This window comes from Xanthomonas sp. CFBP 8443, from assembly GCF_025666195.1.
Lineage (GTDB): Bacteria > Pseudomonadota > Gammaproteobacteria > Xanthomonadales > Xanthomonadaceae > Xanthomonas_A.
In genome coordinates, this window is record NZ_CP102592.1 from 805,253 (window position 1) to 829,482 (window position 24,230).

Below are 24,230 nucleotides of genomic sequence, written 5' to 3' on the forward strand. Positions count from 1 at the left end.
CGGCGGGCGCTGCGTTTCGGCTTCGCCGCAAGCGATCGTCATGTCGTGCAGGACATCGGTATGCCGCGCGCGCTTGCAGCGGCGGCCGATGCACGCAGACCGTGCGCGGCCTGCGCTGCGCGTGAGCTAATGCACGCAGCGCAGGCGGCTCGCACTGCGGCGATCTGCGCCCGCCGCACTTGCCCGGGCACGCCGTTCACAGCCGATAGCGGCGCATGAGCGGCACGCCGATGCGTTCGGTCAGCGCGCCGAGCGCGGCGATCGGTTGGCGCCGGCGCAGCGGCAGGTGGCGCGCGTCCACTGCGCTGTACTCGATCACCGGCGTGCCGCCGCGCTGGCGCTTGAAGCTGGCCGCGCCGGCGCTCTGGTTGAGCCGGCGGCCGTGGCGCAGCGCGTGCTCGAAGCCGCAGGCGGTGAGCGTGCGGTACAGCGCCAGCCGCTGCGGCTGGCGCAGGTCGTAGCCGACGATCGGCGCGGTCAGCGTGCGCCCGATACCGAACAGGCCGGTGATGCAGACCAGCTCGCCGCTCGCGTCGCGAAAGCCATCGAAGCGCAGCAGTCCGGCGCGGTGCCAGGCGCGCAGGAACTCGGGGTGGTAGTCCGGATTGCAGCGCGAATACTTGTCCAGGTACAGCTGCGCGTACAGCGCGGCGATGCGCGGGTAGTCGGCTTCGCCGATGGCGTCGTTGTCGCAGCGCTGCAGGTCGGTGCGCGCGGTCAGCTTGAGGTCGCGGGCCAGGTCGCGGTGCTGCAGCAGCGCCGGCCAGTCCTCGTACAGGTACACCTGGCGGCTGCCGATCAGGGTGAAGCCCTGCGCCTGCAGCGCGTCCAGCCAGTGCGGCGTGTCCACCCGGTTCAACGAGCGGAACCACAACGCATGGTCCGGCCAGCGTGCGCGCGCGGCGTCCAGCAGGCCACCCAGTCCTTCGGGCGGCAGCGGCGGATACAGGTTGGTGGACAGCAGCCAGTTGTTGAGGGTGACCGCGCGGTCGATCCGCGCCCAGTCCAGCCAGGCGCCGATGCCGCCGCACAGCCCGCGCAACGGTGCGGCCAAGGCCGGCGGCAACAGGCGCGCGGCTTCCTCGGCGGCGTAGTCGGCATAGGTGGTGCGCGGCGAACACACCCAGGCGTTGCCCGCGCGCTGCTCGCTGACCGTCGCCGGCATCGCCAGCGCGCCGGCCTGCAGCATCTCGATGCGGGCGTACAGATTGGAGCCTACGCTTTGCGCATCGCGGCCGGCGTGCAGCGCGGCGAAGCGTTGCGCTTGCACGGCGTAGTCGGTACCGGGCTCGGCGTTGCCGTTCATGGCGGCGGCAGGGCCTCGCCGTCCCATTCGATGTCGCGGGTGGAGGCCTCGCGCAGCGTGCAGCGCCGGGCCAGCGCCAGCCGCGCATGGCTGCCCAGGTCGCGCAGCGCGCCGGCCAGCGGGCGCCGGTCGCCGCGCGGCGCCAGCACGTCGTCGGCGCGCGCATAGTCGTCGCGCCAGCGGCGCAGCTGGCCGTGGCGCAGCGCCGCGGGCAGGGCGACGCCGAGCATCAGCGGGCCGAGCATCGCCGCGCGCGTGGCTGCCGGGCGTACCACCGCCGCCGGATCGCGGCAGCTGCCGTCCAGCGCCGCGACCAGTGGGTCGGCGGCAGCGAACAGGTGCAGGCCGCTGGTCGCGCGCGGATTGCATTCGATCACGCTGCAGCGGCCCTGCGCCGAGACGATCCAGTCGAAGGAGAGCTGCCCGCTGAAACCGAGCTTGCCGACCAGCTGCGCGGTGAAGCGTTCGATCTGCGGCGACGGCGCGGCCTCGAAGTAGTAGCTGGAGCTGCGCTGCAGCCGGTAGCGCGGCCGGTACACCGCATGCGCCAGCAGCACGCCGTCGCGCGCCACCGCGTACGAACAGCGTTCCTCGCCTTCGCAATAGCGCTGCGCGACCCAGTCGCCCTGGTCGGGCAGAGGCGGCGCGACGGCGGGCAGGCCGTGCGGATGCACCCGCACGTGCACGCCGAAGCGCGAGTATTCCGGCTTCAGCACCAGCGGCGCGCTGCCGGCCCAGTCGCGCGCCTGCGCCAGGCTGCGCACCCGCATGCTGTCCGGCACGTCCACGTCGGCATCGAGCGTGCGCGCAAGCTGCAGGAACTGCCACTTGCTGTGCAGCGTGCGCAGCGTGTCGAACGCGTCCACCAGCACGTCGAGTTGCGCCGGCAGCGCGTGACGGTAGCGGGCGAGGTAGAACACTTCCTCGCAGGTCGGCAACAGCAGCGCGATGCGCTGGCGCGCGACCAGCGCGTTGAGGTCGGCGACATAGGCGGCCGGCGCGTCGCGTGCGGGGGCGATGCGATGGCTGGCGGTCACCGCGCGCGACCAGGCGGAAATACGGCAGGCCACGCTGTCGGCCAGATGCACGCGCCAGCCCTGCGCGGCGAAGCGCCGCGCCAGGTCCAGCGCCACCGGCGCGCGCGCGCCGGTGATCAGCACCGCCGGCGCGCTAGCCATCGGCCGCTGTGCGCGCGGCCGGCCGCCATTGCCGGCAATGCGAAGGCACCATGCGCAGCGCCGGTTCGGCCAGGCGCAGCGCATGCAGCCGCGCCAGCGTGTCGCGATAGACGCGGTGCTCGCCGAGCAGGCGGGTGACCAGCGCCGGCGGCGGCGTGCCGTCGGCGATCGCGGCGCTGGACCAGGCCGCGTCGGCGACCAGGAATACCGGTCCGTGCGCATCCTCGAACCACAGGCCGTAGTGGCCGGGTGCGTGCCCGGGCAGTGGCACCAGCAGCACGCTGCCGTCGCCGAACAGGTCGCGCAGCGTGCCGAAGCCGCGCAGTGCCGCCGGTGCCGGACAGGTCGGCAATGCTTCGAACCACTGCATGCGTTCGCGCGCGCCGTGCAGCAGCGCCGGCAGGAAGCCTTCGCGCAACGCCGCCAGCCGCCCGCGCCGTTGCAGGTCGTCCCAGGCCTGTTGCGCGCAGGCGATGCGCGCCTGTGCGAAGTCGGCCACGCCGCCGACGTGGTCGCCGTGGAAATGCGACAGCACGATCCAGCCGATCGCCGCAGCGTCGATGCCGTCGCGAGCCAACTGCTCGCGCAACGACTGGCCCGGCGCCAGGTGCACCGGCGTCAGCACGCGGTACAGGCGCTCGGGAAACTGCGCGGTGGCATCGAGGAAGTGCTGCGAGTAGCCGGTGTCGAACAGCAGGTTGCCGTGTACCGGGTGCTGCAGCAGCGCCGCCAGCGCCGGGAACTGGCACGGCGCCAGCGTCGCGCCGCGGCGCGTGGCGCGCTCGGGATGGGTGCAGTGCCCGGCTTCGTACAGCCGCCAGCGCAGCGTCGGTGCGCTCATGTGCGTTCTCGCCCGGCCGCGTGGTGCGTGGGTGATGTTGCGGCCACGGCGCTTTGGCGGGCAAACCGCGTCGGGACTGAAGTCCCTCCCACACATGCGAAAACGCGCACGCCTGCGTCGGCAGGCGATGCCGGACAGGCCGGGCCACGGACTTGCCAGGACCGCCTCACCTGCGTGCCAGGGCCGCCAGCCCGGCCTCGGTGGACAGCACCGGCGCGTAGCCGAGTTCGCGCCGGGCGCGGCCGATGTCCAGCGTCTGCGAATAGCCGAGCACGCCGATGCCGTAGCGGCTCAGCCGCGGCTCCGGTTGCCCGCGCCGGCGCAGCGCGATCTGCTCGCCGACCGTGGCCAGCGCCAGCGCCAGGCCGCGCGGCACCGGCAGCAGGCGCACCCGCAGCTGCAGCACCGCGAACAGTTCGGTGAGCAGGTCGCGCACCGCGATCGGCGCGCCGTTGCTGATGTTGTAGGCGCGGCCGTCGCCGACATGCTCGGCGCGCAGCGCGGCCAGCGCCGCGGCCACCGCGTTCTCCACGCAGCACACGTCGATCATCGCGCGCCCGCCGTGCACCAGCGGGAACCAGCCACGCTGCGCCACCGCCAGCAGCCGCGGCACGATCGCGTTGTCGCCGTGGCCGAACACCGCGCGCGGGCGCAGCACCAGCGCCGGCAGCCCGGCCGCGGCGGCGGCGCGCACCTTCTCCTCGGCTTCCCACTTGGTCTGCGGATAGCCGCCGATCCAGCGCGTCGGCGGGGTGAAGTCTTCGCTCACCTGGTACTGGTCGGCGAAGCGGAAATAGATGCTGGGCGAACTGAAGTGCACGAAGCGCCGCACCTGCGCGCGCTGCGCGGCGGCGAGCATGCGCTCGGTGGCGACCACGTTGGCCTGGCGGAACACCTCGGCGCTGGCCCACGGCGCGGACAGCGCGGCGCAGTGGATCACCGCGTCGCAGTCGTGCAGCAGCGGCGCCAGGTCGTCGCGGCACAGTTCGGCGCGGACCACGTCGATGCGCGGATCGCCGGCGAAGGCGGCCAGCGCGGCGGCATTGCGGCCGCTGGCGCGGACCTGCGCGCCTTCGGCGGCGAGGGCGCGGACGATGTGCGCGCCGATGAAGCCGGAGGCGCCGGTGACCAGGATGCGCGCCATGTCAGTACCTCAGCACAGCGCCGCCGAACGCCAGCCCGGCGCCGGAACCGACCAGGCCGATCAGGTCGCCGCGCACGATGCGGCCTTCGGCGATGGCCTGGTGCAGCGCGCTCGGGATCGACGCGGCCATCTGGTTGCCGCGCGCGCCGATCACGTTGATCAGCGTGTCCGGCGCCAGCCGCAGTGCGACCTGCAGGTGCCGCAGCGCCTTGGCGCTGGCCTGGTGCGGCACGATCCGCTGCAACTGCTCCAGGTCGACGCCGGCCTTGTCCAGCAGCCGCTGCAGGAACCCGGGCAACTTCGCGGCGGCGAGCCGGTAGGTGGCGCGGCCGTTCATTTCGAACAGCGAGCCGGCGCGCAACGCCTCCACACCGTGTTCCAGGCGCAGGCGGGTGCCGCCGGCGCGGACCCGGCAATGCTCGATGCCTTCGGAATAGGTTTCCAGGTGCGCGGCCAGCAACTGCGAACCGCTGTCGCCGCTGTCCGCGCCCAGGACCACCGCCGCGGCGCCGTCGCCGAACAGCGGCGCGGTGTCCATGTCCTCGCTGTTGAGGCCGACGCTGGCGATCTCGCTGGACACGATCAGCACGCGCCGGTAGCGGCCGGCGGCGATCGCGCAGGCGGCCAGGTCCAGCGCGGCGATGAAGCTCAGGCAGGTGGCGTTGACGTCGAACGCGGCCAGTCCGCTGCCCTGCAGGCCGAGCCGCGCATGCAGCAACGCGGCGCTGCACGGGATCGCCTGCTCCATCAGGCTGCAGGCGGAGATCACGCAATCGACCTGGCCCGGTTCCAGCTGCGCCGCCGCCAGCGCCGCGCGCGCGGCGCGTTCGCCCATCAGCGAGGCCGGTTCCTCGGCGCCGGCGTAGTGGCGCACGCCGACCCCGGCATGGCGCAGGGTCCAGCCGGCGGGCTTGCCCCAGCGCCGGTCGAAGCTGTCCGAGGCCACCTGCCGCGCCGGCAGATAGTCGCCCGTGCCGAGGATGCGCACCGCGATGGGCCTGCTGGGTTCGACGGTCATCGCCAAAGCTCGGGCAAAGGGGGCGCAGCGTACTGCCAGCGGATCGGCGCCGGCAACCGCTCTTGGGGAAATCGCGGCGCTGTCTGTCGCTGGCGGCCTCAGACAGCCGACTCAATCATGCAGCGACTTGGCGAAGTATTTGGGCGCTTCGACGAAGCCTTCCCGCCGGTAGAAGGCGTGCGCCCGCTCCCGGCGGCGATGGCAGTGCACCTCCAGGCGGTCGCAGCCGCGCTGCCGCGCCAACGCCTCGCCCTGCGCCAGCAAACGCTGCCCCACGCCGGCGCCGCGCGCGCGATCGTCCACGCAGAAATAGCTGATGCGGCAGATGTCGCCGGCCAAGGCCAACTGCGGCAGAAAATGCAGCGACAACACGCCCACGACGTCGTCCCCGGCGGCGGCCACCAGCAAGGCCTGGTCCGGATGCGCCAGCAGCTGCGCCAGGCGCGCCTCGATGAAGTCCTCGGTTCCGGCATAGTCCAGCTCCGCCAGCAACGCCACGATCGCCTGCCGGTCCGCCATCGCCGCGTTCCTGATCGTCAGGTTGCCGTTCTCGCCCATTTGCCGATAGTAGAAAGTCGCCCAAGTCGGGCGCAACCGATTTACAGACCCATGCAGGCGATACGGGAATGCACGACGCGCCTAGCGGCCGCGGCGCTGTCCGTACCAGAAGCCGAGCGCCTCGCGCGAGCGCAGCATGCCGCGGCCGCGGCGCAGCAACTGGAGCAGCAGGCCCAGGTGCTCGCGCTTGCTGAAACTGCGCAGCTTGCGGTCGGAGGTGTGCACCGGCTCACGCAGGATCACGAAGCGGCCGTGGCGGGCCAACGCGCGGCTCAGCGCCACGTCCTCGCCGGCGTAGTAGCGCTCGTCGAAGCCGCCGGCGGCGACGAAGGCGCTGCGCGTGCAGAACAGGAAGCAGCCCGGGGCGATGCCGGTGCGGCGGAACAGCCAGCCGAACATGGCTTGCGCCACGCGTTCGTGCCAGGCGACGGCACCGAGCAACTGCACTTGCGCGCCGCCGCCCACCGCGCCGGTGTGCAGCGCACGCAGCGCCGCGGCCAGCAATGGCGTGTTGACGCGGGTGTCGGCATCGACGAACAGCAGGTAGCGGCCGCGGCTGGCGGCGGCGCCGGCATTGCGCGTGGCGGCGATGTGCCGCAACTGCACGTCCAGCACCTGCGCGCCGTGGCGGCGCGCGATCTGCGCGGTGTCGTCGCTGCAGGCGTCGGCGACCACCAGGGTCTCGTAGTCCAGCCGCAAGGCTTCGGCGGCGATATGCAGCGACGCCAGGGTGTCGCCGATCAGGGCGGCTTCGTCGTGGGCGGGAACGATGAACGAGATCACGTCCGGCATCATGCGACGCCGGAGCGGCGCGGGCAAATCGGCCCGCGCCGCGTGCCGGCCTGCCGCAGGCACGGCGCGGCCGGTTCGCAACAGCGGGTCAGCGCTGCAGGGTCGCCATCATCGCCGGCGGGTAGCGGGTGCCGGCGGCGGCGGCGGCCGGGAAGATCGCCTCGATCTGCGCGAGGTCCTCGGCGCTCAGCGTCACCTGCAGCGCGCCCAGGTTCTCTTCCAGGTAGGCCAGGCGCTTGGTGCCCGGGATCGGCACCATGTCCTCGCCCTGCGCCAGCACCCAGGCCAGCGCCAGCTGGCCCGGCGTGACGCCCTTGGCCTGGGCCAGCGTGCGCACCTGCTCCACCAGCTGCAGATTGCGCGCGAAGTTCTCGCCCTGGAAGCGCGGCGAATGGCGGCGGTAGTCATCGGCCTCGAAGTCCTCCGGCGAGCGGATCGCGCCGGTCAGGAAGCCGCGGCCCAGCGGCGAATAGGGCACGAAGCCGATGCCCAGCTCGCGCACCGTGTCCAGCACCTGGTCGCTCTCCGGATCGCGCGACCACAGCGAGTACTCGCTCTGCAGCGCGGTGATCGGATGCACCGCATGCGCGCGGCGGATGGTGCCGGCGGCGGCCTCGGAAAGGCCCAGGAAGCGCACCTTGCCCTGTTCCACCAACCGCGCCATCGCGCCGACGGTGTCCTCGATCGGCACGTTCGGGTCCACCCGGTGCTGGTAGTACAGGTCGATGTGGTCCACGCCCAGGCGCTGCAGGCTGCCCTCGCAGGCGGCCTGCACGTACTCGGGACGCCCGTCGACGCCGCGCACGCTGGGATCGTTGGGATCGAGCTTGATGCCGAACTTGGTGGCCAGGAACGCCTGGTCGCGGCGTCCGGCCAGGGCCTTGCCGACCAGCACTTCGTTGGTGTGCGGGCCGTACATGTCGGCGGTATCGATCAGGGTGACGCCGTGGTCCAGCGCGGCGTGGATCACCGCGATCGAGGCGGCGTCGTCGCTGCGGCCGCCGTAGAACGCGCTCATGCCCATGCAGCCGAGGCCGAGGGCGGACACGCGGGGGCCGTTGCGGCCGAGGGTGCGGGTTTGCATCGGGAAGCTCCTGTTGGGAGGGGGAGGAGATGTGGAAAAGACCCGGCGCGGACGCTGTCGTCGCGGGGCAGGGAGAATGCGGGCGCGGCGCGGCGGTGCGTTATCGCGATCGCGCAGGATCCTTGTCCGATCCTGCAAACGCGCCGCCGCGCCGCGATCTGCGCAGGCGCCGACCATGCCATGGCCGGCGTTTGCGCAGAGTCAGTGCCGCGTTCGGCCACGCGTTGCCGGCGCGGTTCAGATCGCCGGCGTGCGCGGCCGCAGGCGGGTGCCGCCGGACACCAGCTGCCGCGGCACCGGCAGGCGCACGAACGCGTGCGGGAACGGCAGCGCCACCGCGCTGACCGCATCCAACTGCTGCAACTGCTGCGCGTCCAGCTGCAGGTCCAGCGCGCCGAGATTGTCGTCCAGCTGCGCCAGGGTGCGCGCGCCGACGATCGGGATTGCGCCGGCGCCCGGCCGCTGCAGCAGCCAGGCCAGCGCCACCTGCGCCGGCGAACGGCCCAGTTCCGAGGCGACCTGCTTGACCACGTCGGCGATGTCCAGCGCGCGCTCGGTCAGCATCTCGTGCGCATGCGCCGCATCGCCGCGCTCGGCGCCGGCCTGGCCGTCCGCGGCACGGCGCTGCACCGCGGCCAGGTCCTGGCGGCTGTACTTGCCGGTCAGGATGCCCATGGTCAGCGGCGACCAGGCCAGCACCGCCAGCCCGAGCGCCTCGGCCATCGGCACCAGCTCGGCCTCGACCGTGCGCTGCGCCAGGCTGTATTCGATCTGCAGCGCGACCAGCGGCGACCAGCCGCGCAGGTCGGCCAGGGTCTGCATCCGCGCCACCTGCCAGGCCGGCGCGTCGGAGATGCCGGCGTAGACGATCTTGCCGGCGCGCACCAGGTCGTCGAAGCCGCGCATCACTTCCTCCACCGGCGTGGTGTCGTCCCAGATGTGCAGGTACAGCAGGTCCAGGTAGTCGGTGCGCAGCCGCTTCAGGCTGGCCTCCACCGACTGCAGCAGGTTCTTGCGGTGGTTGCCGCCGCCGTTGGGGTCGCCGGGGAAGGGGTTGAGGGTGTACTTGCTGGCGATGACCAGGCGGTCGCGGCGTCCTTCGGCGAACTTGCCGAGCAGGGTCTCGGAACTGCCGTTGGTGTAGGTGTTGGCGGTGTCGATGAAGTTGCCGCCGCGTTCGACGTAGCGCGCGAACAGGCGCCCGGCTTCGGCTTCGTCGGCGCCCCAGCCCCAGTCGTTGCCGAAGGTCATCGTGCCCAGCGAAATGGGGCTGACGCGCAGGCCGGAGCGGCCGAGCAGGCGGTAGTGGTCGAGCGACATGGGGAGGTTCCTGGCAAGCGGTCGGTACCGCGGGATGGGCAGGATGCGCCGCGCGACCACGCGGATAAACTGGCATAGTCTGCATCTTCCTTGAAGTTGAGCTTCACAATGGCTGCCAGTCCCCTGCCTGCCGTGGTCGCCTTCGCCCGCGTCGCCCACCATGCCAGCTTCACCCGCGCCGCCAACGAACTCGGCGTCTCGGCCTCGGCGTTGTCGCAGACGGTGCGTGCGCTGGAGGCGCAGTTGGGCGTGCGCCTGCTGCATCGCACGACGCGCCGGGTGGCGCTGAGCGAACATGGCGCGCGCTTCCTGGAACGGGTGCGGCCGGGCCTGGCGCAGATCGAGGCGGCGTTCCTGGACCTGGACATGGTGCGCGAGCGCCCGGCCGGGCGCCTGCGCATCACCTTGCCGCGGGTGGTGGCCGATCAGTTGGTGATGCCGTGGCTGCCGGCGTTCCTGGCGCGCTATCCGCAGATCGAAGTGGAGCTGTGCGTGGACGCGGCGCTGGTCGACGTGGTGGCCGAGGGCTTCGATGCCGGCATCCGCCTCGGCGAATGCCTGGCGCGCGACATGATCGCGGTGCCGCTGGGGCCGATGCAGCGCCAGGTAATCGTCGCCGCGCCGTCCTATTTCCGGCGCCATCCGCTGCCGCAGACGCCGGCCGACCTGGTCGACCACGACTGCATCGTGCACCGCATGAGCAATGGCCGGCGCATGGCCTGGGAGTTCACCCGCGACGGCCGCGATTTCGAAGTGGAGGTGAGCGGCACCCTGGTGTTCAACGACAGCGGCCTGACCCATGCCGCCGCGCTGGCCGGCCTGGGCCTGGCGCAGGGCTTCGAATCGGTGGTCGCCGCCGACGTCGCCGCCGGCCGCCTGGTCCGCGTGCTCGACGACTGGCAGCAGCCGTTCGCCGGCTTCTATCTGTATTACCCGGCGCGCGAACACCTGGCGCCGAAGTTGCGCGTGTTCATCGACCACCTGCGCGCGGCGAACGCGTCGGCAGGGTAGCGGCGGCACGCTCGGCCGCCGCCGCACGCAACCGGCGGCCTGCCGTCGCCACCGTGGCGGTGGCGACGCAGGAGCGCGGCTCAGCCCTTGAGCTTGGCCGCGTATTCGGCCACGCGCTGGCCGAGCAGGCGTGCGGTTTCCAGGTCGCCGGCGCGCGGCGCTTCCTCCGGCGAGGCGTCCGACGGCGAGATCGCCAGCGCGCCGGCCGAGCCGGCGGTCCAGTTGGTGTCGGCGGGGCCGTGCGCCTTGGTGTTGGACGGCAGCAGGCCGGTGCCGACCCAGATCTGCCCGTGCTGCTGCGACAGGGTCCAGAAGTAGGCGATGGTGGCGAACTTGTCGCCGTTGACCGAGGCCGAATTGGTGAAGCCGGCGGCGATCTTGTTCTTCCACGCCTGCGAGAACCAGGACTTGGAGCTGGCGTCGGCGAACTTCTTGAACTGCCAGGCCGGCCCGCCCATGTAGGTCGGGCTGCCGTAGACGATGGCGTCGGCCTGGCCGAGCGCTTCCCAGTCGGCATCCGGAAGGTTGCCGTCCTGGTCGATGCGGTACAGCGTGGCCTCGCCGACGCTGGCGGCGCCGGCGTGCACGGCTTCGGCCTGTTTGGCGGTATGGCCGTAGCCGCTGAAATAGACGATCGCGATCTTGCTCATGGGGGAGCTCCTGAAGTGGCGGGGGAAGCGCGGGCATTGTGCGCATGCGCCGCCGCTTGGATCATCGCCACGCGCGGGATGTTGTGTCCGACCGGCGTCCTCGCGTCGGCGTCAGGGCGTCGCGTCGGCATGCATCTCGCGTTCGATGCCGACCTCGACCAGGTAGTCGATGAAGCTGCGCACCTTCGGCGCCAGGTGGCTGCGGCTGGCATAGACCGCGTACACGCCGATCGGCTCGAGCTGGTGGTCGGGCAGCACCCGCACCAGGCGCCCGTCCTCCAGCGCCTCCTGGGCGATGAAGTCCGGCTGCACGACGATGCCCATCCCGGCGATGGCGGCTTCGCGCAGCACGTCGCCGCTGTTGGCGCGCAGCCCGCCCTGTACCCGCACCCGGGTCTCGCCGTCGGGTCCGCGCAGAGGCAATTCGTCGAGCGGCACGTAGCTGTAGTTGAGGAACTCGTGGCCGGCGATGTCGGCGGCCAGGCGCGGCGTGCCGGCGCGCTCCAGGTAGGCCGGCGCGGCGCACAGGAAGGCCTGCACCTCGCCGAGCTTGCGCGCGATCAGGGTCGGCGTCACCTGCCGGGTGATGCGGATCGCCATGTCGTAGCCTTCCTCGACGATGTCCACCAGCCGGTCCGACAGCGACAGGTCCAGGGCGACCTGCGGATAGCGCGCCCGGTAGCCGGCCAGGCGCGGCCCCAGCCGGGCGATGCCGAAGCTGAAGGGCGCGTTGATCCGCAGCGTGCCGGACGGGGTCAGCGCCTGCTCGCCGACCGCCGCCTCCATGTCGTCGAACTCGGCCAGCAGCACCTGGCAGCGCTGGTAGTAGCCGGTGCCGACGCTGCTCGGACTGACCCGGCGGGTGGTGCGGTTGAGCAGGCGCAGGCCCAGCCGCTTCTCCAGCCAGGCCACCTGCCGGGTGACGCTGGCGGTGGACATGCCCAGCGCGTCGGCGGCGGCGTTGAAGCCGTTGCGATCGACCACGGTGACGAACACGCGCATCGCGTCCAGCGTATCCATTGTTGCCGTTCCTGAAATAGATATCCGGTCGGAGGGTAATTTATCTCCCCTCGGGTCGGGAATACCCTGGGTTCCTGGCGCCGTGGCCGACGATCGCGACCGCCGGCGTCGGCGACGCGATGCATGGCTGTGCCGATCGCCGGCGGCCGCGCCGCCCGGCATCGCCGCCGCCTCATTCCCCTGGAGACCCATCATGTCCCGCTTGCCTTCGCTGTACATCTCGCACGGTTCGCCGATGACCGCGTTGCATCCGGGCCTGGTCGGCGCGCGGCTGGCCGAACTGGCGGCGACCTTGCCGCGCCCGCGCGCGATCGTGGTGGCCTCGGCGCACTGGCTGGGACGGCGGCCGCTGGTCGGCGGCGCCGCGCAGCCGCAGACCATCCACGACTTCGGCGGCTTCCCGCGTGAACTGCACGAGATGCAGTACCCGGCGCCGGGCGCGCCGGCGCTGGCGCGCGAGGTCGCCGAGCGGCTGGATCGGGCGGGCCTGCAGCCCCACCTGGACGACCGCCGCGGCCTGGACCACGGCGTGTGGGTGCCGCTGTCGCTGCTGTATCCGCTGGCCGACATCCCGGTGGTGCCGCTGTCGATCCAGCCCGAGCTAGGTCCGGCCCATCAGCTGGCGCTGGGCCGGGCGCTGGCGCCGCTGCGCGAGGACGGCGTGCTGCTGGTCGGCTCGGGCAGCATCACCCACAACCTGCACGACTTCGGCCGCTACGCCGACGGCAAGGACGCGCCCTACGTGCGCCCCTTCATCGGCTGGGTGGAGCAGGCGCTGGCGCGCGAGGACTTGCCGGCGCTGCTCGACTACCGCCGGCAAGCGCCATTCGCCGAACGCGCGCATCCCACCGACGAACACTGGCTGCCGATCTACTTCGCGATGGGCGCGGCCGGCGAGGGCGGGTTGGGCGCGCAGCGCATCGATGCCGGCATCGACGCCGGGATGATTGCGATGGACCTGTATCGCTTCGACGGCGGCGCGCAGCGCCTCGCCGCCTGACCGGTGGCCGCCGCTGAGCGATTCATCGCGGTGAAGGCGATGGCGCATCGCCGTCTCACAGGTTGAGACGGCAAGCGCGCATCGTCCGCGGGTGAACACCCTGGAAAAGCTCGCCGTGCTCGCCGACGCGGCCAAATACGACGCCTCCTGCGCCTCCAGCGGTGCGGACAAGCGCCATTCGCTGCGTAGCGGCGGCATCGGCAGTACCGAGGGCATGGGCATCTGCCATTCGTACACGCCCGACGGCCGCTGCGTGTCGCTGCTGAAGATCCTGTTGACCAACTTCTGCGTGTTCGATTGCGCGTACTGCGTCAACCGCGTGTCCAGCAACGTGCGCCGCGCGCGCTTCGCCCCGGCCGAGGTGGTGAAGCTGACCCTGGATTTCTACAAGCGCAACTACATCGAGGGCCTGTTCCTGTCCAGCGGCATCATCCGCAACAGCGACTACACGATGGAGCAGCTGGTGGAAGTGGCGCGGCAGCTGCGCGAGGAGCACCGCTTCGCCGGCTACATCCATCTCAAGACCATTCCCGATGCGGCGCCGGAGCTGTTGGCCGCGGCCGGCCGCTACGCCGACCGGCTCAGCATCAACGTCGAGTTGCCGACCGAACAGGGCCTGGCGCAGTTGGCGCCGGAAAAGAACGTCGGCGGCATCCGCGCGGCGATGGGCGAGCTGCGCTGGCGCATCGAGGAAAACAAGGAGGCGCGCAAGGCCGAGAAGACGATCCGGGCCAAGCCGCCGCGGTTCGCCCCGGCCGGGCAGAGCACGCAGATGATCGTCGGCGCCGATGGCGCCGACGATCGGGCGATCCTGCGCACCAGCCACAATCTCTACGGCAATTACCGTTTGCGGCGGGTCTACTACTCCGCATTCAGTCCGATTCCGGATGCATCATCGAAGCTGCCGCTGCAGGCGCCGCCGTTGCAGCGCGAGCATCGTCTGTACCAGGCCGATTGGCTGCTGCGTTTCTACGATTTCTCGGTGGAGGAGATCGCGCCGGAGGCGGCCAGCGGCATGCTCGATCTGGACGTGGATCCGAAGCTGGCCTGGGCGCTGCGGCATCCGGAGCGGTTTCCGGTCGATCTGAATACGGCGGCGCGGGAGATGTTGTTGCGGGTGCCGGGGTTGGGGACGCGCAATGTGGAGCGGTTGTTGTTGTCGCGGCGGCATGCGCGGTTGCGGGTGGGGGATCTGGCGCGGTTGCGGATGCCGATGAAGAAGGTGCTGCCGTTCGTCAGTGTGCTCGATCATCATCCGCGGCGGCGGTTGGACGATCCGCAGCGGTTGCGGGCGCAGTTGGCGCCGGCGCCGCGGCAGGGTGGGTTGTTTGATTGACTCTGCGCTGTGCCGCTGCAGTGGCTGGGCTGTTGCGATAATTACTGCAACTGCAACTGCAACTGCAGAGGCAACGGCGGTAGCCGAAGCAAGATCAAGATCAAGAGCTTTCGCGCCGGTCGGCGCGAGTTACTTTTGTCTTGGCAAAAGTAACCAAAACCGCTCCCGCCCGACACGAGCCGGTGCGATACAGCCGCACCGGTCCCCTGCGCTCCTCGCGACGAGCGGCACGGCGCCCAAACTCGCTTCGCTCAAACAGGGGCGCCTCTTCGGCCGCTCGTCACTGCGGTGCTCGGCTCGCTTTAAGGCGGGAAAGGTCAAGATCAAAATCACTGGCAACAGCAACAGCAACAGCAACAGCAACAGCAAGAGCAACAGCAAGAGCAACAGCAAGAGCAAGAGCAACAGCAAGAGCAAGAGCAACGGCAAGAGCAAGAGCAAGAGCAACGGCAAGAGCAACGGCAAGAGCAACGGCAAGAGCAAGAGCAAGAGCAAGAGCAGTAGTTGCTGTATTGGCAAAGGTGGTGGTGCTGGTGTCTTTTGTTTTGGTGGCGGCGGGGTGATGCGGGGGTTGCGCTGTGTTTCGGGCTGAGGTGGTGCCGGGGTGGAGTCTGGAGGCGTGGCGGGTGGCGGCGCGGGCGGCGTGGTGTGCGCAGGTGGCGCCAGAGTCGCTGCTCTGGGAGGGGGATGCGCAGGGTGGGTTGTTGGCGGGGGCGGAGGTGGGCGGGTTGCCGGCGGTGGTGGCGGCGCCGCGGGTGTCCGCGGAATTCCTGGCGTTGGCGGGGGCGGTGTTGTGCCATCGCGATCCGCAGCGGCATGCGTTGTTGTATCGGTTGTTGTGGCGCGTCGCGTCGGGTGAGCGGGCGCTGTTGCAGCGGGTCACCGATGTCGATGTGCATCGGGCGCAGCAGTGGGCGCAGGCGGTGCGCCGCGATAGCCACAAGATGAAGGCGTTCGTGCGCTTCCGCGAGGTGCCGGGCGAGGAGGAGGCGTTCGTCGCCTGGTTCGAGCCGGGGCACTACATCGTCGATCGCATCGCGCCGTTCTTCGCGCGGCGTTTCGCCGGGATGCGCTGGGCGATCCTGACCCCGTATCGCAGCGTGCGCTGGGATGGCGCTGTGTTGCAGTTCGGGGCCGGTGCGCAGCGCGACAATGCACCGGCCGACGATGCGCAGGATGCGCTGTGGCGCACCTACTACGCCAACATCTTCAATCCGGCGCGGCTCAATCCGACCATGATGCGCCAGGAAATGCCGCAGAAGTACTGGAAGAACCTGCCGGAGACGCAGTTGCTGCCGGGCCTGATCCGCGAGGCCGGGCAGCGCGTGCGCGAGATGGCCGAGCGTGCGCCGGAGCCGGTGCGGCGACGCATTCCGGCGCCAGCGCCGCAGGCCGATGTCGACGCCGGTGACAGCCTGGAGGCGCTGCGCGATGCCGCGCGCGCGTGCCGCCGCTGCCCGCTGTGGCAGCCGGCCACGCAGACCGTGTTCGGCGAAGGCCCGCACGATGCGTCGGTGATGGTGGTGGGCGAGCAGCCCGGCGACGAGGAGGACCTGAGCGGGCGGCCGTTCGTCGGGCCGGCCGGGCGCCTGTTCGATCGTGCGCTGGGCGAGCTGGGTATCGCCCGCGGCGGGCTGTACGTGACCAATGCGGTCAAGCATTTCCGCTTCGAGCAGCGCGGCAAGGCGCGGTTGCACCGCAATCCCGAACGCGCGCAGGTCGAGGCGTGCCGCTTCTGGCTGGCCGGCGAACTGGCGCGGGTGCGGCCGCGCATCGTGCTGTGCCTGGGCGCGATCGCGGCGCATGCGGTGCTGGGCAACGGCTTTGCGCTGATGGCGCAGCGCGGGCAGTGGCAGGCGCTGGCCGACGGCATCCGCGCCCTGGCCACCGTGCATCCGTCATGGGTGCTGCGCCAGCGTGGCGGCGATACGGCCGATGCCGCCTATCGAGGCTTCGTGCACGACTTGCGCGTTCTGGCAGAGCAGATGCAGGCACCGCGCGCAGCCAATGCCGGCGACTGACCGCCTGTGCGAGTTCGTCCGTCGTTGAAGTGTGCAGGCAGCGCCGTCCGCTGCCGGCCGAAGGTACGGCGCAAAACGGGGACGGCCGTAGCCGTCCCCGCGACGCCAATGCACTCCCCGAGGGGTGCTTACGGCATCAAAACCTTGTCCACGACATGGATCACGCCGTTGCTCTGCATCACGTCGGCGATGGTGACGTGGGCGGTATTGCCCTTGCTGTCGGTGAGGGTGACTTTGCCGCCGCGGGTCTTGGCGATCAGGGTTTCGCCCTGCACAGTGGTCAGCTTGGCGCTGCCGCCGCCGGCCTTGATCTGCGCCAGCAACGTCGTCGCATCGAGCTTGCCGGCGACCACGTGATAGGTCAGTACCTGAGTCAGCTTGTCCTTGTTTTCGGGTTTGAGCAGCGTGTCCACGGTGCCCGCCGGCAGTGCGGCGAAGGCGGCGTTGGTCGGTGCGAACACGGTGAACGGGCCTGCACCCTTCAGCGTGTCCACCAGGCAGGCGGCTTTGACCGCGGCGACCAGCGTCGTGTGATCCTTGGAGTTGACCGCGTTGTCGACGATGTCCTTGGTCGCGTACATCGGGGTGCCGCCGACCATCGGATTGGGCTTGGCCTCGGTCATCGCGGCGTGGTCATGCATCGCGGTTTGGCCGGTCGCGGCCATGGCGGGCATCGCGACGAGGCCAGCTAGGGCGAGGGCCAGCAAATGGATCTTCATGGGTTGCTCCTTGAGGGAATGCCCGGCCAGTCGACCGTGCACACGCTTCTACGGCGATTGCGCTGGCGCGGTTGCATCACGCGAACCAGATAATGATGAATGGGCTTCGTAGGCGAGGTATCGCCCCCGCGCGCTACAGGAATCTCCAGCAAGCGCGCCTGTGCAGAGGCAGCGCAACTGCCGCAGCCAGTGAGGCCGCGCGCGCCATGCCGCAACGCAGTGCTCGCGATCAGCGTCCATACCTGCGAAATGTTGTCGCTGACGGTCTGGTCGTCGGTGAAGACATTGAGCTCTCGAATGGTAAGCATGGACTCTCCGACGGCGGCACCGCGCCGGGTTCGGGCGCGGACATGGAAAGGATCGATACTGGCGCGTGCCGCGGTTTGGCCGCAGCGCGGCGTCCCCGCCGCCACCGTGGCACGGCGCCCGCGTGGGCGTGCCGGCCGCGACAGGCGCGCCGCCGCCTAAATGCCGCGCGCCGCCGCCACTGGACATCGTGCCTGCGGTGCGCTTTGCTTGCCGCTTCCCCCATTCATGGTGCGGTGCCGTCGGCGCGGCGCCGCCGTCCGGACGAGCATGCATTCGATCGAAGTGGTGTTGGCGATGTTGCTGGCGGTAGTCGCCAGCGGCTATCTGGTGCGCGTGCTGCCGTTCTCGCTGCCGTTGCCGCTGGTGCAGATCGGCCTGGGCGCGGTCATCGCCGGGGTGTTCAAGAAGGGCTACGCGCTGGAACCGGAGCTGTTCTTCCTGCTGTTCCTGCCGCCGCTGCTGTTCCTGGACGGCTGGCGCATCCCCAAGCAGGGCCTGTTCCGCGACAAGGGCGCGATCCTGGAACTGGCGCTGGGCCTGGTGGTGTTCACCGTGGTCGGCGCCGGCTTCCTGATCCACTGGATGATTCCGGCGATGCCGCTGGCGGTGGCGTTCGCGCTGGCCGCGGTGGTGTCGCCGACCGATCCGATCGCGGTGTCCTCGATCGCTTCGCGCGCGCCGATCCCGAAGCGGCTGATGCACATCCTGGAGGGCGAATCGCTGCTCAACGACGCCTCCGGCCTGGTCTGCTTCCAGTTCGCGGTGGCCGCGGCGGTCACCGGCACGTTCTCGCTGGCCGACGCCTCGCTGACCTTCCTGTGGGTGGCGCTGGTCGGCGTCGCCGCCGGCGTCGGCGTGACCCTGGGCGCGAGCCTGGCGCAGCGCTGGATCTGGCGCCAGGTCGGCGAGGAACCCGGCGCGGCGATCCTGGTCAACCTGTTGCTGCCGTTCGCCGCCTACCTGCTGGCCGAGGCGATCAATGCCTCCGGCATCCTCGCCGCGGTCGCCGCCGGGATCAGCATGAGCTATGTGGAACTGAGCGGCCGCGCGCCCGGCAGCATGCGCGTGCAGCGCTCGGCGGTGTGGGACATGGTCCAGTTCACCCTCAACGGCATCATGTTCGTGCTGCTCGGCGAGCAGTTGCCCGGGATCGTGCAGGGCGCGGTGCACAACATCGACGAGGCCGGTCACCTCAATCCGTGGTGGCTGCTGGGCTATGCGCTGGCGATCTACGTCGGCCTGTTGCTGCTGCGCTTCGTGTGGGTGTGGCTGTCGCTGCGCTGGAACCTGCTCAAGGCGCGGCGTCGCGGCGAGGCGCATCTCAGTCCGCCGTGGCGGATCGTGGTGGCGGCCTCACTGGCCGGCGTGCGTGGCGCGATCACCCTGGCCGGCGTGCTGACCCTGCCGCTGGCGCTGCCCAACGGCGCCGCGTTCCCGGCGCGCGACCTGGTGATCTTCCTGGCCAGCGCGGTGATCGTCACCTCGCTGCTGGTCGCCAGCGTGGCGCTGCCGCGGTTGCTGCGCGGCCTGGAACTGCCGGAGGAACCCAGCGACCGCCTCGAGGAGGACCTGGCGCGGCGCGAATCCTCGCGTGCGGCGCTAGTCGCGGTGGAGAAGCTGCGCCAGCGGCTGGTGCAGGACAGCGAGCATGCCGATCTCTACAACGAGGCGGCGATCCGGGTCAGCGCCCTGTACCAGCGCCACCTGGACCACGGCGAGGCGATGGAAAGCGACCCGGAAGAGGCGCGGCGGCTGGACGACGTGCTGCGCCAGCTGCGCCACGCCGGGCTGCAGGCCGAACGCCAGGAGCTGTTCCGGCTGACCCGCCAGCGCAAGATCTCCGACGAGATCGCGCGCCGGCTGATCCGCAACCTGGATCTGCTGGAGGCGCGGCGCAAGGGTTGAGTGAGGAGCCGGGACTGGGGACTCGGGACTCGGAGGTGCGCGCCGCTGAGGGCAGCCCGGCTGGCGGACGCTGCGCTTGTCATCATGCCCGCGACGGCGTTGCTGCTAGGCTCTTCGAGTCCCGGGTCCCGAGTCCCGAGTCCCGGAGCTCCACCACTATCCCGCATGCGGGAGACTGCTTCCGTCCATCGGGGTTTATCGGAGCGGGGCGGGCCTCTACCCTGTCGGGCGTTCGTCGCGGTGGCGATCCGTTCCGCCGCGCAAGGAGTTCGTGTGTCGCCGATCATTTCCATCCAGCAGCTCACCAAGACCTACAAAGGCGGCTTCCAGGCGCTGAAGGGCATCGACCTGGACATCCAGCGCGGCGAGATCTTCGCCCTGCTCGGGCCCAACGGCGCCGGCAAGACCACGCTGATCAGCGTGGTTTGCGGCCTAGTCAATCCCAGCTCCGGCACCGTGCTGGCCGACGGCCACGACATCGTCCGCGACTACCGCGCCGCGCGCGCCAAGATCGGGCTGGTGCCGCAGGAACTGGCCACCGACGCGTTCGAGACGGTGTGGGCGACGGTGCGCTTCAGCCGCGGCCTGTTCGGCAAGCCGAAGAACCCCGCCTACCTGGAGCAGGTGCTGCGCGAACTGTCACTGTGGGACAAGCGCGACAGCAAGATCTCCACCCTGTCCGGCGGCATGAAGCGGCGCGTGCTGATCGCCAAGGCGCTGGCGCACGAGCCGAGCATCCTGTTCCTGGACGAACCCACCGCCGGCGTGGACGTGGAGCTGCGCCACGACATGTGGCAGATGGTGCGGCGCCTGCGCGAGCAGGGCACCACCATCATCCTGACCACCCACTACATCGAGGAAGCCGAGGACATGGCCGACCGCGTCGGCGTGATCAACCGCGGCGAACTGGTGCTGGTGGAGGACAAGCGCACGCTGATGCGCAAGCTCGGCAAGAAGCAGCTGGCGCTGACCCTGCAGGCGCCGCTGCCGGCGCTGCCCGCGGCGCTGGCGGCGCAGCCGTTGGAGCTGTCCGCCGACGGCGCGACGCTGACCTACACCTACGACGTGCAGGCCGAGCAGACCGGCATCGGCACCCTGCTGCGGCAATTGGAGGAACACGGCGTGGAGATCAAGGACCTGCATTCCAGCGAAAGCTCGCTGGAGGAGATCTTCGTCAACCTGGTGCGTCCGGCCGCCGCCGGCGCGGAGGCGCGCGCATGAACGTGCACGCGATCGCCGCGATCTACCGTTTCGAGATGGCGCGCACCTTCCGCACGCTCACTCAGTCGATCGCCTCGCCGGTGCTGTCGACCTCGCTGTACTTCGTGGTGTTCGGCGCGGCGATCGGCTCGCGCATGGGCGCCATCGACGGCATCAGCTACGGCGCCTACATCATCCCCGGGCTGGTGATGCTGTCGCTGCTCAACGAGAGCATCTCCAATGCCTCGTTCGGCATCTACATGCCGCGCTGGGCCGGCACCATCTACGAGGTGCTGTCGGCGCCGGTGGCGTGGTGGGAGGTGGTGATCGGCTACGTCGGCGCGGCGGCGAGCAAGTCGGTGCTGCTCGGCCTGCTGATCCTGCTCACCGCGCGCGCGTTCGTGCCGTACGAGATCGCGCATCCGCTGTGGATGTTCGGCTTCCTGGTGCTGACCGCGCTGACTTTCAGCCTGTTCGGCTTCATCATCGGCATCTGGGCCGACGGTTTCGAGAAGCTGCAGGTGATCCCGCTGATGGTGGTGACCCCGCTGACCTTCCTCGGCGGCAGCTTCTACTCGATCAGCATGCTGCCGCCGCTGTGGCAGAAGATCAGCCTGTTCAACCCGGTGGTGTACCTGGTCAGCGGCTTCCGCTGGGCGTTCTTCGGCAAGGCCGATGTGCACATCGCGGTCAGCGCGAGCATGACCGGGGTGTTCCTGGCGGTGTGCCTGACCGTGGTCTGGGCGATCTTCCGCAGCGGCTACCGGCTCAAGTCCTGAGCCGGCGCAGGATCGCGCGTTGCGTGGCGACGCCTGTGCGCGAGCCGCCGCGGCCGCGATCCGGCGCGGTGGAGCGGCAACGCGCGAGCGGATCTCGCCGCTGTTGAGGCCGAAGCCCCTCGCGAGACTGCACCAGCAAGCCAGCCGCCGCCCTGTGTAGGAGCGGCTTCAGCCGCGACAGAATAGGTCGGTGACTACGTCCCGGCCTGCCGCGCAGGCGAACGCGATGCGCCCGCCCGCATCCGCACGAGCCGCGGCACACGACAGGTGCTCAGACCATGACCACCATGAGCGCATCGATCGTCAGCGGACAGCGGCCAGCGCACGCTGCCGCGCGATCGCCGCGCCTGCGCGATCACTCCTTCTCGAGAAAGTACGCCTCGACCTGGCCGTTGATCTTCATCGTCATCGGATTGCCGCGGCGGTCGCGCGCCTTGCCCACCTGCACACGGATCCAGCCTTCGCTGACCGAATACTCCTCCACGTTGTCGCGCTCCACGCCGTTGAAGCGGATGCCGACGCCGCGCGCGAGCGCCTCGGCATCGTGGAACGGGCTCTGCGGGCTGATCGCCAGGTGATCGGGAGGGGTATCGCTCATCGTCGTGGGTTCGCTTGGCGGCGGGTGGCGCCGTCTTCCGGGGGCGAAGGATAAACGCCTGCGACGTCGCTGCCGAATTTCCCCGCGCTTCCGTCGCCGCGCCCGGCGCGTCACACTGCGCGTCCCGTCCTCCCGATCCGCCGCCATGCCCGACAACAGCGCCGACTACGACGAACCCGACGACCTCAGCGGCGACGCGGACGACGACGATCCGGACACCCAGCAGGGCCTGATCTGGAACCTGCTGCTGCTGATCAACCCAGGCGACGACGAGACCGCGCTGCGCCAGTTCAACGCCTACCGCGAGGCGGCGGGCGAGGCGGAGAGCGACGGCGACGGCTGGCTGTGGACGCTGAAGGACGCCATCGACTGGACCTCCGGCTTCTACGTGGACGGCCGCGACGCCGAAGCGCTGATCGGCGCGATCGACGAACTGGCTGCGCGCTGGAACCTGCGCATCGACTGGGGCGGCGACATCGACGACGAGGATTTCCTCGGCGCCCACGACACCGCCTCGCTGCTGGGAGTGGCCTACGACCGCCTACGCGAGTACGGCTACAGCATCTGGTGCTGGGACACCGGCGGCGACTACCGCGCCGGCTGGATGGCGCTCAGCCGCGACGACGAGGACATGCAGCGCCTGGCGGCGATCCTGGGCATCGACCTGCGCCCGGGCAGCGACCCGTTCTAAGCGACCCGTTCTAGATGCCGCTGCGACGAATGGAATCTTCGACGACGACAGCTTCGGTCCAGTCGTTGTCGAAGCCCTCTCACAGTGCCCACGCAAGCCCGCCGCAAGCCCCCTGTAGGAGCGGCTTCAGCCGCGACGAACGGAGTCCGGACCCTGCACCGGCTTCGGCGGATGTGGGGGCTGAAGTCCCTCCCACAGTCCACCAGCCGAGCATCCGAAGCTCCCTGTGGGAGCGACTTCAGTCGCGACGAGCGAAGAAGTGGGTTTCCAGGCTGCAAATGCTGTCGGGACTGAAGTCCCTCCCACAGTGCACCCGGCAGCTTGCCGAAAGGTTTCCTGTAGGAGCGGCTTCAGCCGCGACGAACGGAATCCGGCCCCTGCACCGGCTTTGGCGGGTGTGGGGCTGATGCCCCTCCGACAGTCAACCAGCCGAGCATCCGAAGCTCCCTGTGGGAGCGACTTCAGTCGCGACGAGCGAAGAAGTGGATTTCCAGGCTGCGAATGCTGTCGAGACTGAAGTCCCTCCCACAGCGCACCCGGCAGCTTGCCGCAAGCCCCTGTAGGAGCGGCTTCAGCCGCGACGAACGGAGTCCGGACCCTGCGCCGGCTTCGGCGGGTGTGGGGCCGAAGCCCCTCCCACAGTCCACCAGCCGAGCATCCGAACTCCCTGTGGGAGCGACTTCAGTCGCGACGAGCGAAGAAGTGGATTTCCAGGCTGCAAATGCTGTCGGGACTGAAGCCCTCCCACAGCGCACCTGGCAGCTTGCCGCAAGGTTTCTGTAGGAGCGGCTTCAGCCGCGACGAACGGAGTCAAAAACCACAACGGTTTCGGTGAAGGATCGAAGCTGACAAGGCCCTAGAAACACGGCAAGCCATCCAACGGCAGCATCCGTGCACGCTTGCCGGCACTCGAACCCGTCACTCGGCCTCGCCGCGCGCCTGCGCACGCGCCTGGCGGATCAGCGCCTTCATCAGTTCGCGATCGGTGTGTCGGGACACCGGGACCGCGCCCAGCCGGATCGCCTCGTCGCGCAAGGCCGCGGGCACGTCGTAGTGCGCGCCGCTGAGTTTGTTCTGGAAGGCGCGGCGGGGAATGCCCAGCCGCGCCGCCATCGCATGCAGCTCGTCCAGCGTGTCGGCGAGCAGGTGTCCCCAGCGCTGGCCGCGCCAGGGATGCACCGCATCGTCGATGTAGACCGCCATCGCGTCCGATCAGGCCGGCTTGTGCTTGCCGTCGGCGTCTGCATCCGCGTCCGCTTCGGCCGCATCGGGTGCCGCCGTCGTCGCGCTTGCGGCGGTGCTCGCGTCTGCATCGGCCGCGTCGCCGGCATCTGCATCGGCGTCCTCATCGGCGCTCTCGTCGCCATCGCCCTCGGCGAACTCGGCGACCAGCGCGTCCAGGTACTCGGCCGCGGTCTTGCCTTCGTCGGCGGCAAGGTCGTCGATCATCTGCTGCAGCTGGGTCGAGTAGTCCAGGGTGATGGTGTTGCCTTCCTGCTCCTGCACGTTGGCCAGGTGCTTGAGCATCGCCAGCATCGGCACCGGATTGTCGGCATTGCCCATAGTCTGGCCGCCGACCGACAGCAGCCATTCGCTGCCCTGCAGGCCGATCGCGGCCAGCACCCGGCCGCTGTCGTCCTGCAGCACGGCGTGGTTGGCGATGGGCTGATCGCGGCCCAATCGGGCGAAGGCACGCTTGGGCTGCTGCTTCTTGCGCTTGTCGCGCTTGGCTTTGGATTGCTTGGACACG

The 24,230-nt window shown here is 70.2% G+C and carries 25 protein-coding genes; 9 read left to right on the forward strand and 16 right to left on the reverse strand.

What is annotated here, in order from left to right; translation table 11 throughout:
• Positions 1–196: 196 nt before the first annotated feature.
• The 9 genes from NUG20_RS03340 to NUG20_RS03380 all read right to left on the reverse strand — a co-directional run bounded on the left by NUG20_RS03340 (position 197) and on the right by NUG20_RS03380 (position 9,241).
• A complete protein-coding gene (locus NUG20_RS03340; protein ID WP_263397039.1) occupies positions 197–1,306 on the reverse strand; it encodes a hypothetical protein in 1,110 nt (369 codons plus the stop codon).
• Positions 1,303–2,484, reverse strand: a complete 1,182-nt coding sequence (locus NUG20_RS03345; protein ID WP_263397040.1) for an ATP-grasp domain-containing protein — start codon at positions 2,482–2,484, stop codon at positions 1,303–1,305. The genes NUG20_RS03340 and NUG20_RS03345 overlap by 4 nt, the downstream gene beginning before the upstream one ends.
• Entirely contained in the window at positions 2,477–3,325 is an 849-nt protein-coding gene (locus NUG20_RS03350) for an MBL fold metallo-hydrolase (RefSeq protein ID WP_263397041.1), read from the reverse strand. The genes NUG20_RS03345 and NUG20_RS03350 overlap by 8 nt, the downstream gene beginning before the upstream one ends.
• 166 nt (positions 3,326–3,491) lie before the next feature.
• Entirely contained in the window at positions 3,492–4,469 is a 978-nt protein-coding gene (locus tag NUG20_RS03355) for an NAD-dependent epimerase/dehydratase family protein (protein WP_263397042.1), read from the reverse strand.
• Position 4,470: 1 nt separating this feature from the next.
• Entirely contained in the window at positions 4,471–5,487 is a 1,017-nt protein-coding gene (locus NUG20_RS03360; RefSeq protein ID WP_263397043.1) for a 3-oxoacyl-[acyl-carrier-protein] synthase III C-terminal domain-containing protein, read from the reverse strand.
• 111 nt (positions 5,488–5,598) lie between these two features.
• Positions 5,599–6,006 (reverse strand): GNAT family N-acetyltransferase, encoded by a 408-nt coding sequence (locus tag NUG20_RS03365; protein WP_263397044.1) that lies wholly within the window; start codon positions 6,004–6,006, stop codon positions 5,599–5,601.
• Positions 6,007–6,126: 120 nt separating this feature from the next.
• Positions 6,127–6,828, reverse strand: coding sequence for a glycosyltransferase (locus NUG20_RS03370; RefSeq protein ID WP_263397045.1), 702 nt, complete (start codon positions 6,826–6,828; stop codon positions 6,127–6,129).
• 97 nt (positions 6,829–6,925) lie between these two features.
• Positions 6,926–7,921 carry an aldo/keto reductase gene (locus NUG20_RS03375; RefSeq protein WP_263397046.1) on the reverse strand — a complete coding sequence of 332 codons (996 nt, stop codon included), beginning with the start codon at positions 7,919–7,921 and terminating at the stop codon, positions 6,926–6,928.
• Positions 7,922–8,158: 237 nt separating this feature from the next.
• Positions 8,159–9,241: an aldo/keto reductase gene (locus tag NUG20_RS03380; RefSeq protein WP_263397047.1), complete on the reverse strand. Its 1,083-nt coding sequence runs from the start codon at positions 9,239–9,241 to the stop codon at positions 8,159–8,161.
• A 108-nt stretch (positions 9,242–9,349) separates the two neighbouring features.
• Here NUG20_RS03380 and NUG20_RS03385 point away from each other — a divergent pair, with 108 nt between their 5' ends.
• Entirely contained in the window at positions 9,350–10,252 is a 903-nt protein-coding gene (locus NUG20_RS03385; protein ID WP_263397048.1) for a LysR family transcriptional regulator, read from the forward strand.
• An 80-nt stretch (positions 10,253–10,332) separates the two neighbouring features.
• Here the strand turns inward: NUG20_RS03385 and NUG20_RS03390 are convergent, their stop codons facing one another.
• The gene (locus NUG20_RS03390) at positions 10,333–10,902 is read right to left on the reverse strand and encodes a flavodoxin family protein (RefSeq protein ID WP_263397049.1); all 570 of its coding nucleotides are present in this window, start codon (positions 10,900–10,902) and stop codon (positions 10,333–10,335) included.
• Between the two features lie 111 nt (positions 10,903–11,013).
• Entirely contained in the window at positions 11,014–11,922 is a 909-nt protein-coding gene (locus NUG20_RS03395; protein ID WP_263397050.1) for a LysR family transcriptional regulator, read from the reverse strand.
• 193 nt (positions 11,923–12,115) lie between these two features.
• Here NUG20_RS03395 and NUG20_RS03400 point away from each other — a divergent pair, with 193 nt between their 5' ends.
• The 4 genes from NUG20_RS03400 to NUG20_RS03415 all read left to right on the forward strand — a co-directional run bounded on the left by NUG20_RS03400 (position 12,116) and on the right by NUG20_RS03415 (position 16,279).
• Positions 12,116–12,922, forward strand: coding sequence for a DODA-type extradiol aromatic ring-opening family dioxygenase (locus NUG20_RS03400; RefSeq protein WP_263397051.1), 807 nt, complete (start codon positions 12,116–12,118; stop codon positions 12,920–12,922).
• Positions 12,923–13,013: 91 nt separating this feature from the next.
• On the forward strand, positions 13,014–14,258 hold the full coding sequence (locus tag NUG20_RS03405; RefSeq protein WP_263397052.1) for a putative DNA modification/repair radical SAM protein: 1,245 nt from the start codon (positions 13,014–13,016) through the stop codon (positions 14,256–14,258).
• Positions 14,251–14,850: a hypothetical protein gene (locus NUG20_RS03410; RefSeq protein WP_263397053.1), complete on the forward strand. Its 600-nt coding sequence runs from the start codon at positions 14,251–14,253 to the stop codon at positions 14,848–14,850. The genes NUG20_RS03405 and NUG20_RS03410 overlap by 8 nt, the downstream gene beginning before the upstream one ends.
• Positions 14,837–16,279, forward strand: coding sequence for a UdgX family uracil-DNA binding protein (locus NUG20_RS03415; protein WP_263397054.1), 1,443 nt, complete (start codon positions 14,837–14,839; stop codon positions 16,277–16,279). Before NUG20_RS03410 ends, NUG20_RS03415 begins: the two co-directional genes overlap by 14 nt.
• 128 nt (positions 16,280–16,407) lie before the next feature.
• Here NUG20_RS03415 and NUG20_RS03420 read toward each other — a convergent pair whose 3' ends face one another.
• A complete protein-coding gene (locus NUG20_RS03420) occupies positions 16,408–16,998 on the reverse strand; it encodes a fasciclin domain-containing protein (RefSeq protein ID WP_263397055.1) in 591 nt (196 codons plus the stop codon).
• The gene (locus NUG20_RS03425; RefSeq protein ID WP_263397056.1) at positions 16,995–17,306 is read right to left on the reverse strand and encodes a hypothetical protein; all 312 of its coding nucleotides are present in this window, start codon (positions 17,304–17,306) and stop codon (positions 16,995–16,997) included. The genes NUG20_RS03420 and NUG20_RS03425 overlap by 4 nt, the downstream gene beginning before the upstream one ends.
• A 268-nt stretch (positions 17,307–17,574) precedes the next feature.
• On the opposite strand from NUG20_RS03425, the gene NUG20_RS03430 reads away from it, so the two are divergent.
• The 3 genes from NUG20_RS03430 to NUG20_RS03440 all read left to right on the forward strand — a co-directional run bounded on the left by NUG20_RS03430 (position 17,575) and on the right by NUG20_RS03440 (position 21,191).
• On the forward strand, positions 17,575–19,212 hold the full coding sequence (locus NUG20_RS03430) for a Na+/H+ antiporter (protein ID WP_263397057.1): 1,638 nt from the start codon (positions 17,575–17,577) through the stop codon (positions 19,210–19,212).
• A gap of 273 nt (positions 19,213–19,485) precedes the next feature.
• Positions 19,486–20,433 carry an ABC transporter ATP-binding protein gene (locus NUG20_RS03435; protein WP_263397058.1) on the forward strand — a complete coding sequence of 316 codons (948 nt, stop codon included), beginning with the start codon at positions 19,486–19,488 and terminating at the stop codon, positions 20,431–20,433.
• Entirely contained in the window at positions 20,430–21,191 is a 762-nt protein-coding gene (locus NUG20_RS03440; RefSeq protein WP_263397059.1) for an ABC transporter permease, read from the forward strand. Before NUG20_RS03435 ends, NUG20_RS03440 begins: the two co-directional genes overlap by 4 nt.
• Before the next feature lie 355 nt (positions 21,192–21,546).
• Here the strand turns inward: NUG20_RS03440 and NUG20_RS03445 are convergent, their stop codons facing one another.
• Positions 21,547–21,789, reverse strand: coding sequence for a DUF3297 family protein (locus NUG20_RS03445; protein WP_263397060.1), 243 nt, complete (start codon positions 21,787–21,789; stop codon positions 21,547–21,549).
• Positions 21,790–21,934: 145 nt separating this feature from the next.
• On the opposite strand from NUG20_RS03445, the gene NUG20_RS03450 reads away from it, so the two are divergent.
• On the forward strand, positions 21,935–22,480 hold the full coding sequence (locus tag NUG20_RS03450) for a DUF6630 family protein (RefSeq protein ID WP_263397061.1): 546 nt from the start codon (positions 21,935–21,937) through the stop codon (positions 22,478–22,480).
• A 918-nt stretch (positions 22,481–23,398) separates the two neighbouring features.
• Here the strand turns inward: NUG20_RS03450 and NUG20_RS03455 are convergent.
• Positions 23,399–23,683, reverse strand: a complete 285-nt coding sequence (locus NUG20_RS03455) for a DUF4031 domain-containing protein (RefSeq protein ID WP_263397062.1) — start codon at positions 23,681–23,683, stop codon at positions 23,399–23,401.
• 9 nt (positions 23,684–23,692) lie between these two features.
• Complete coding sequence (locus NUG20_RS03460; RefSeq protein ID WP_263397063.1) at positions 23,693–24,229, reverse strand: hypothetical protein; 537 nt, start codon at positions 24,227–24,229, stop codon at positions 23,693–23,695.
• Position 24,230: the final 1 nt, after the last annotated feature.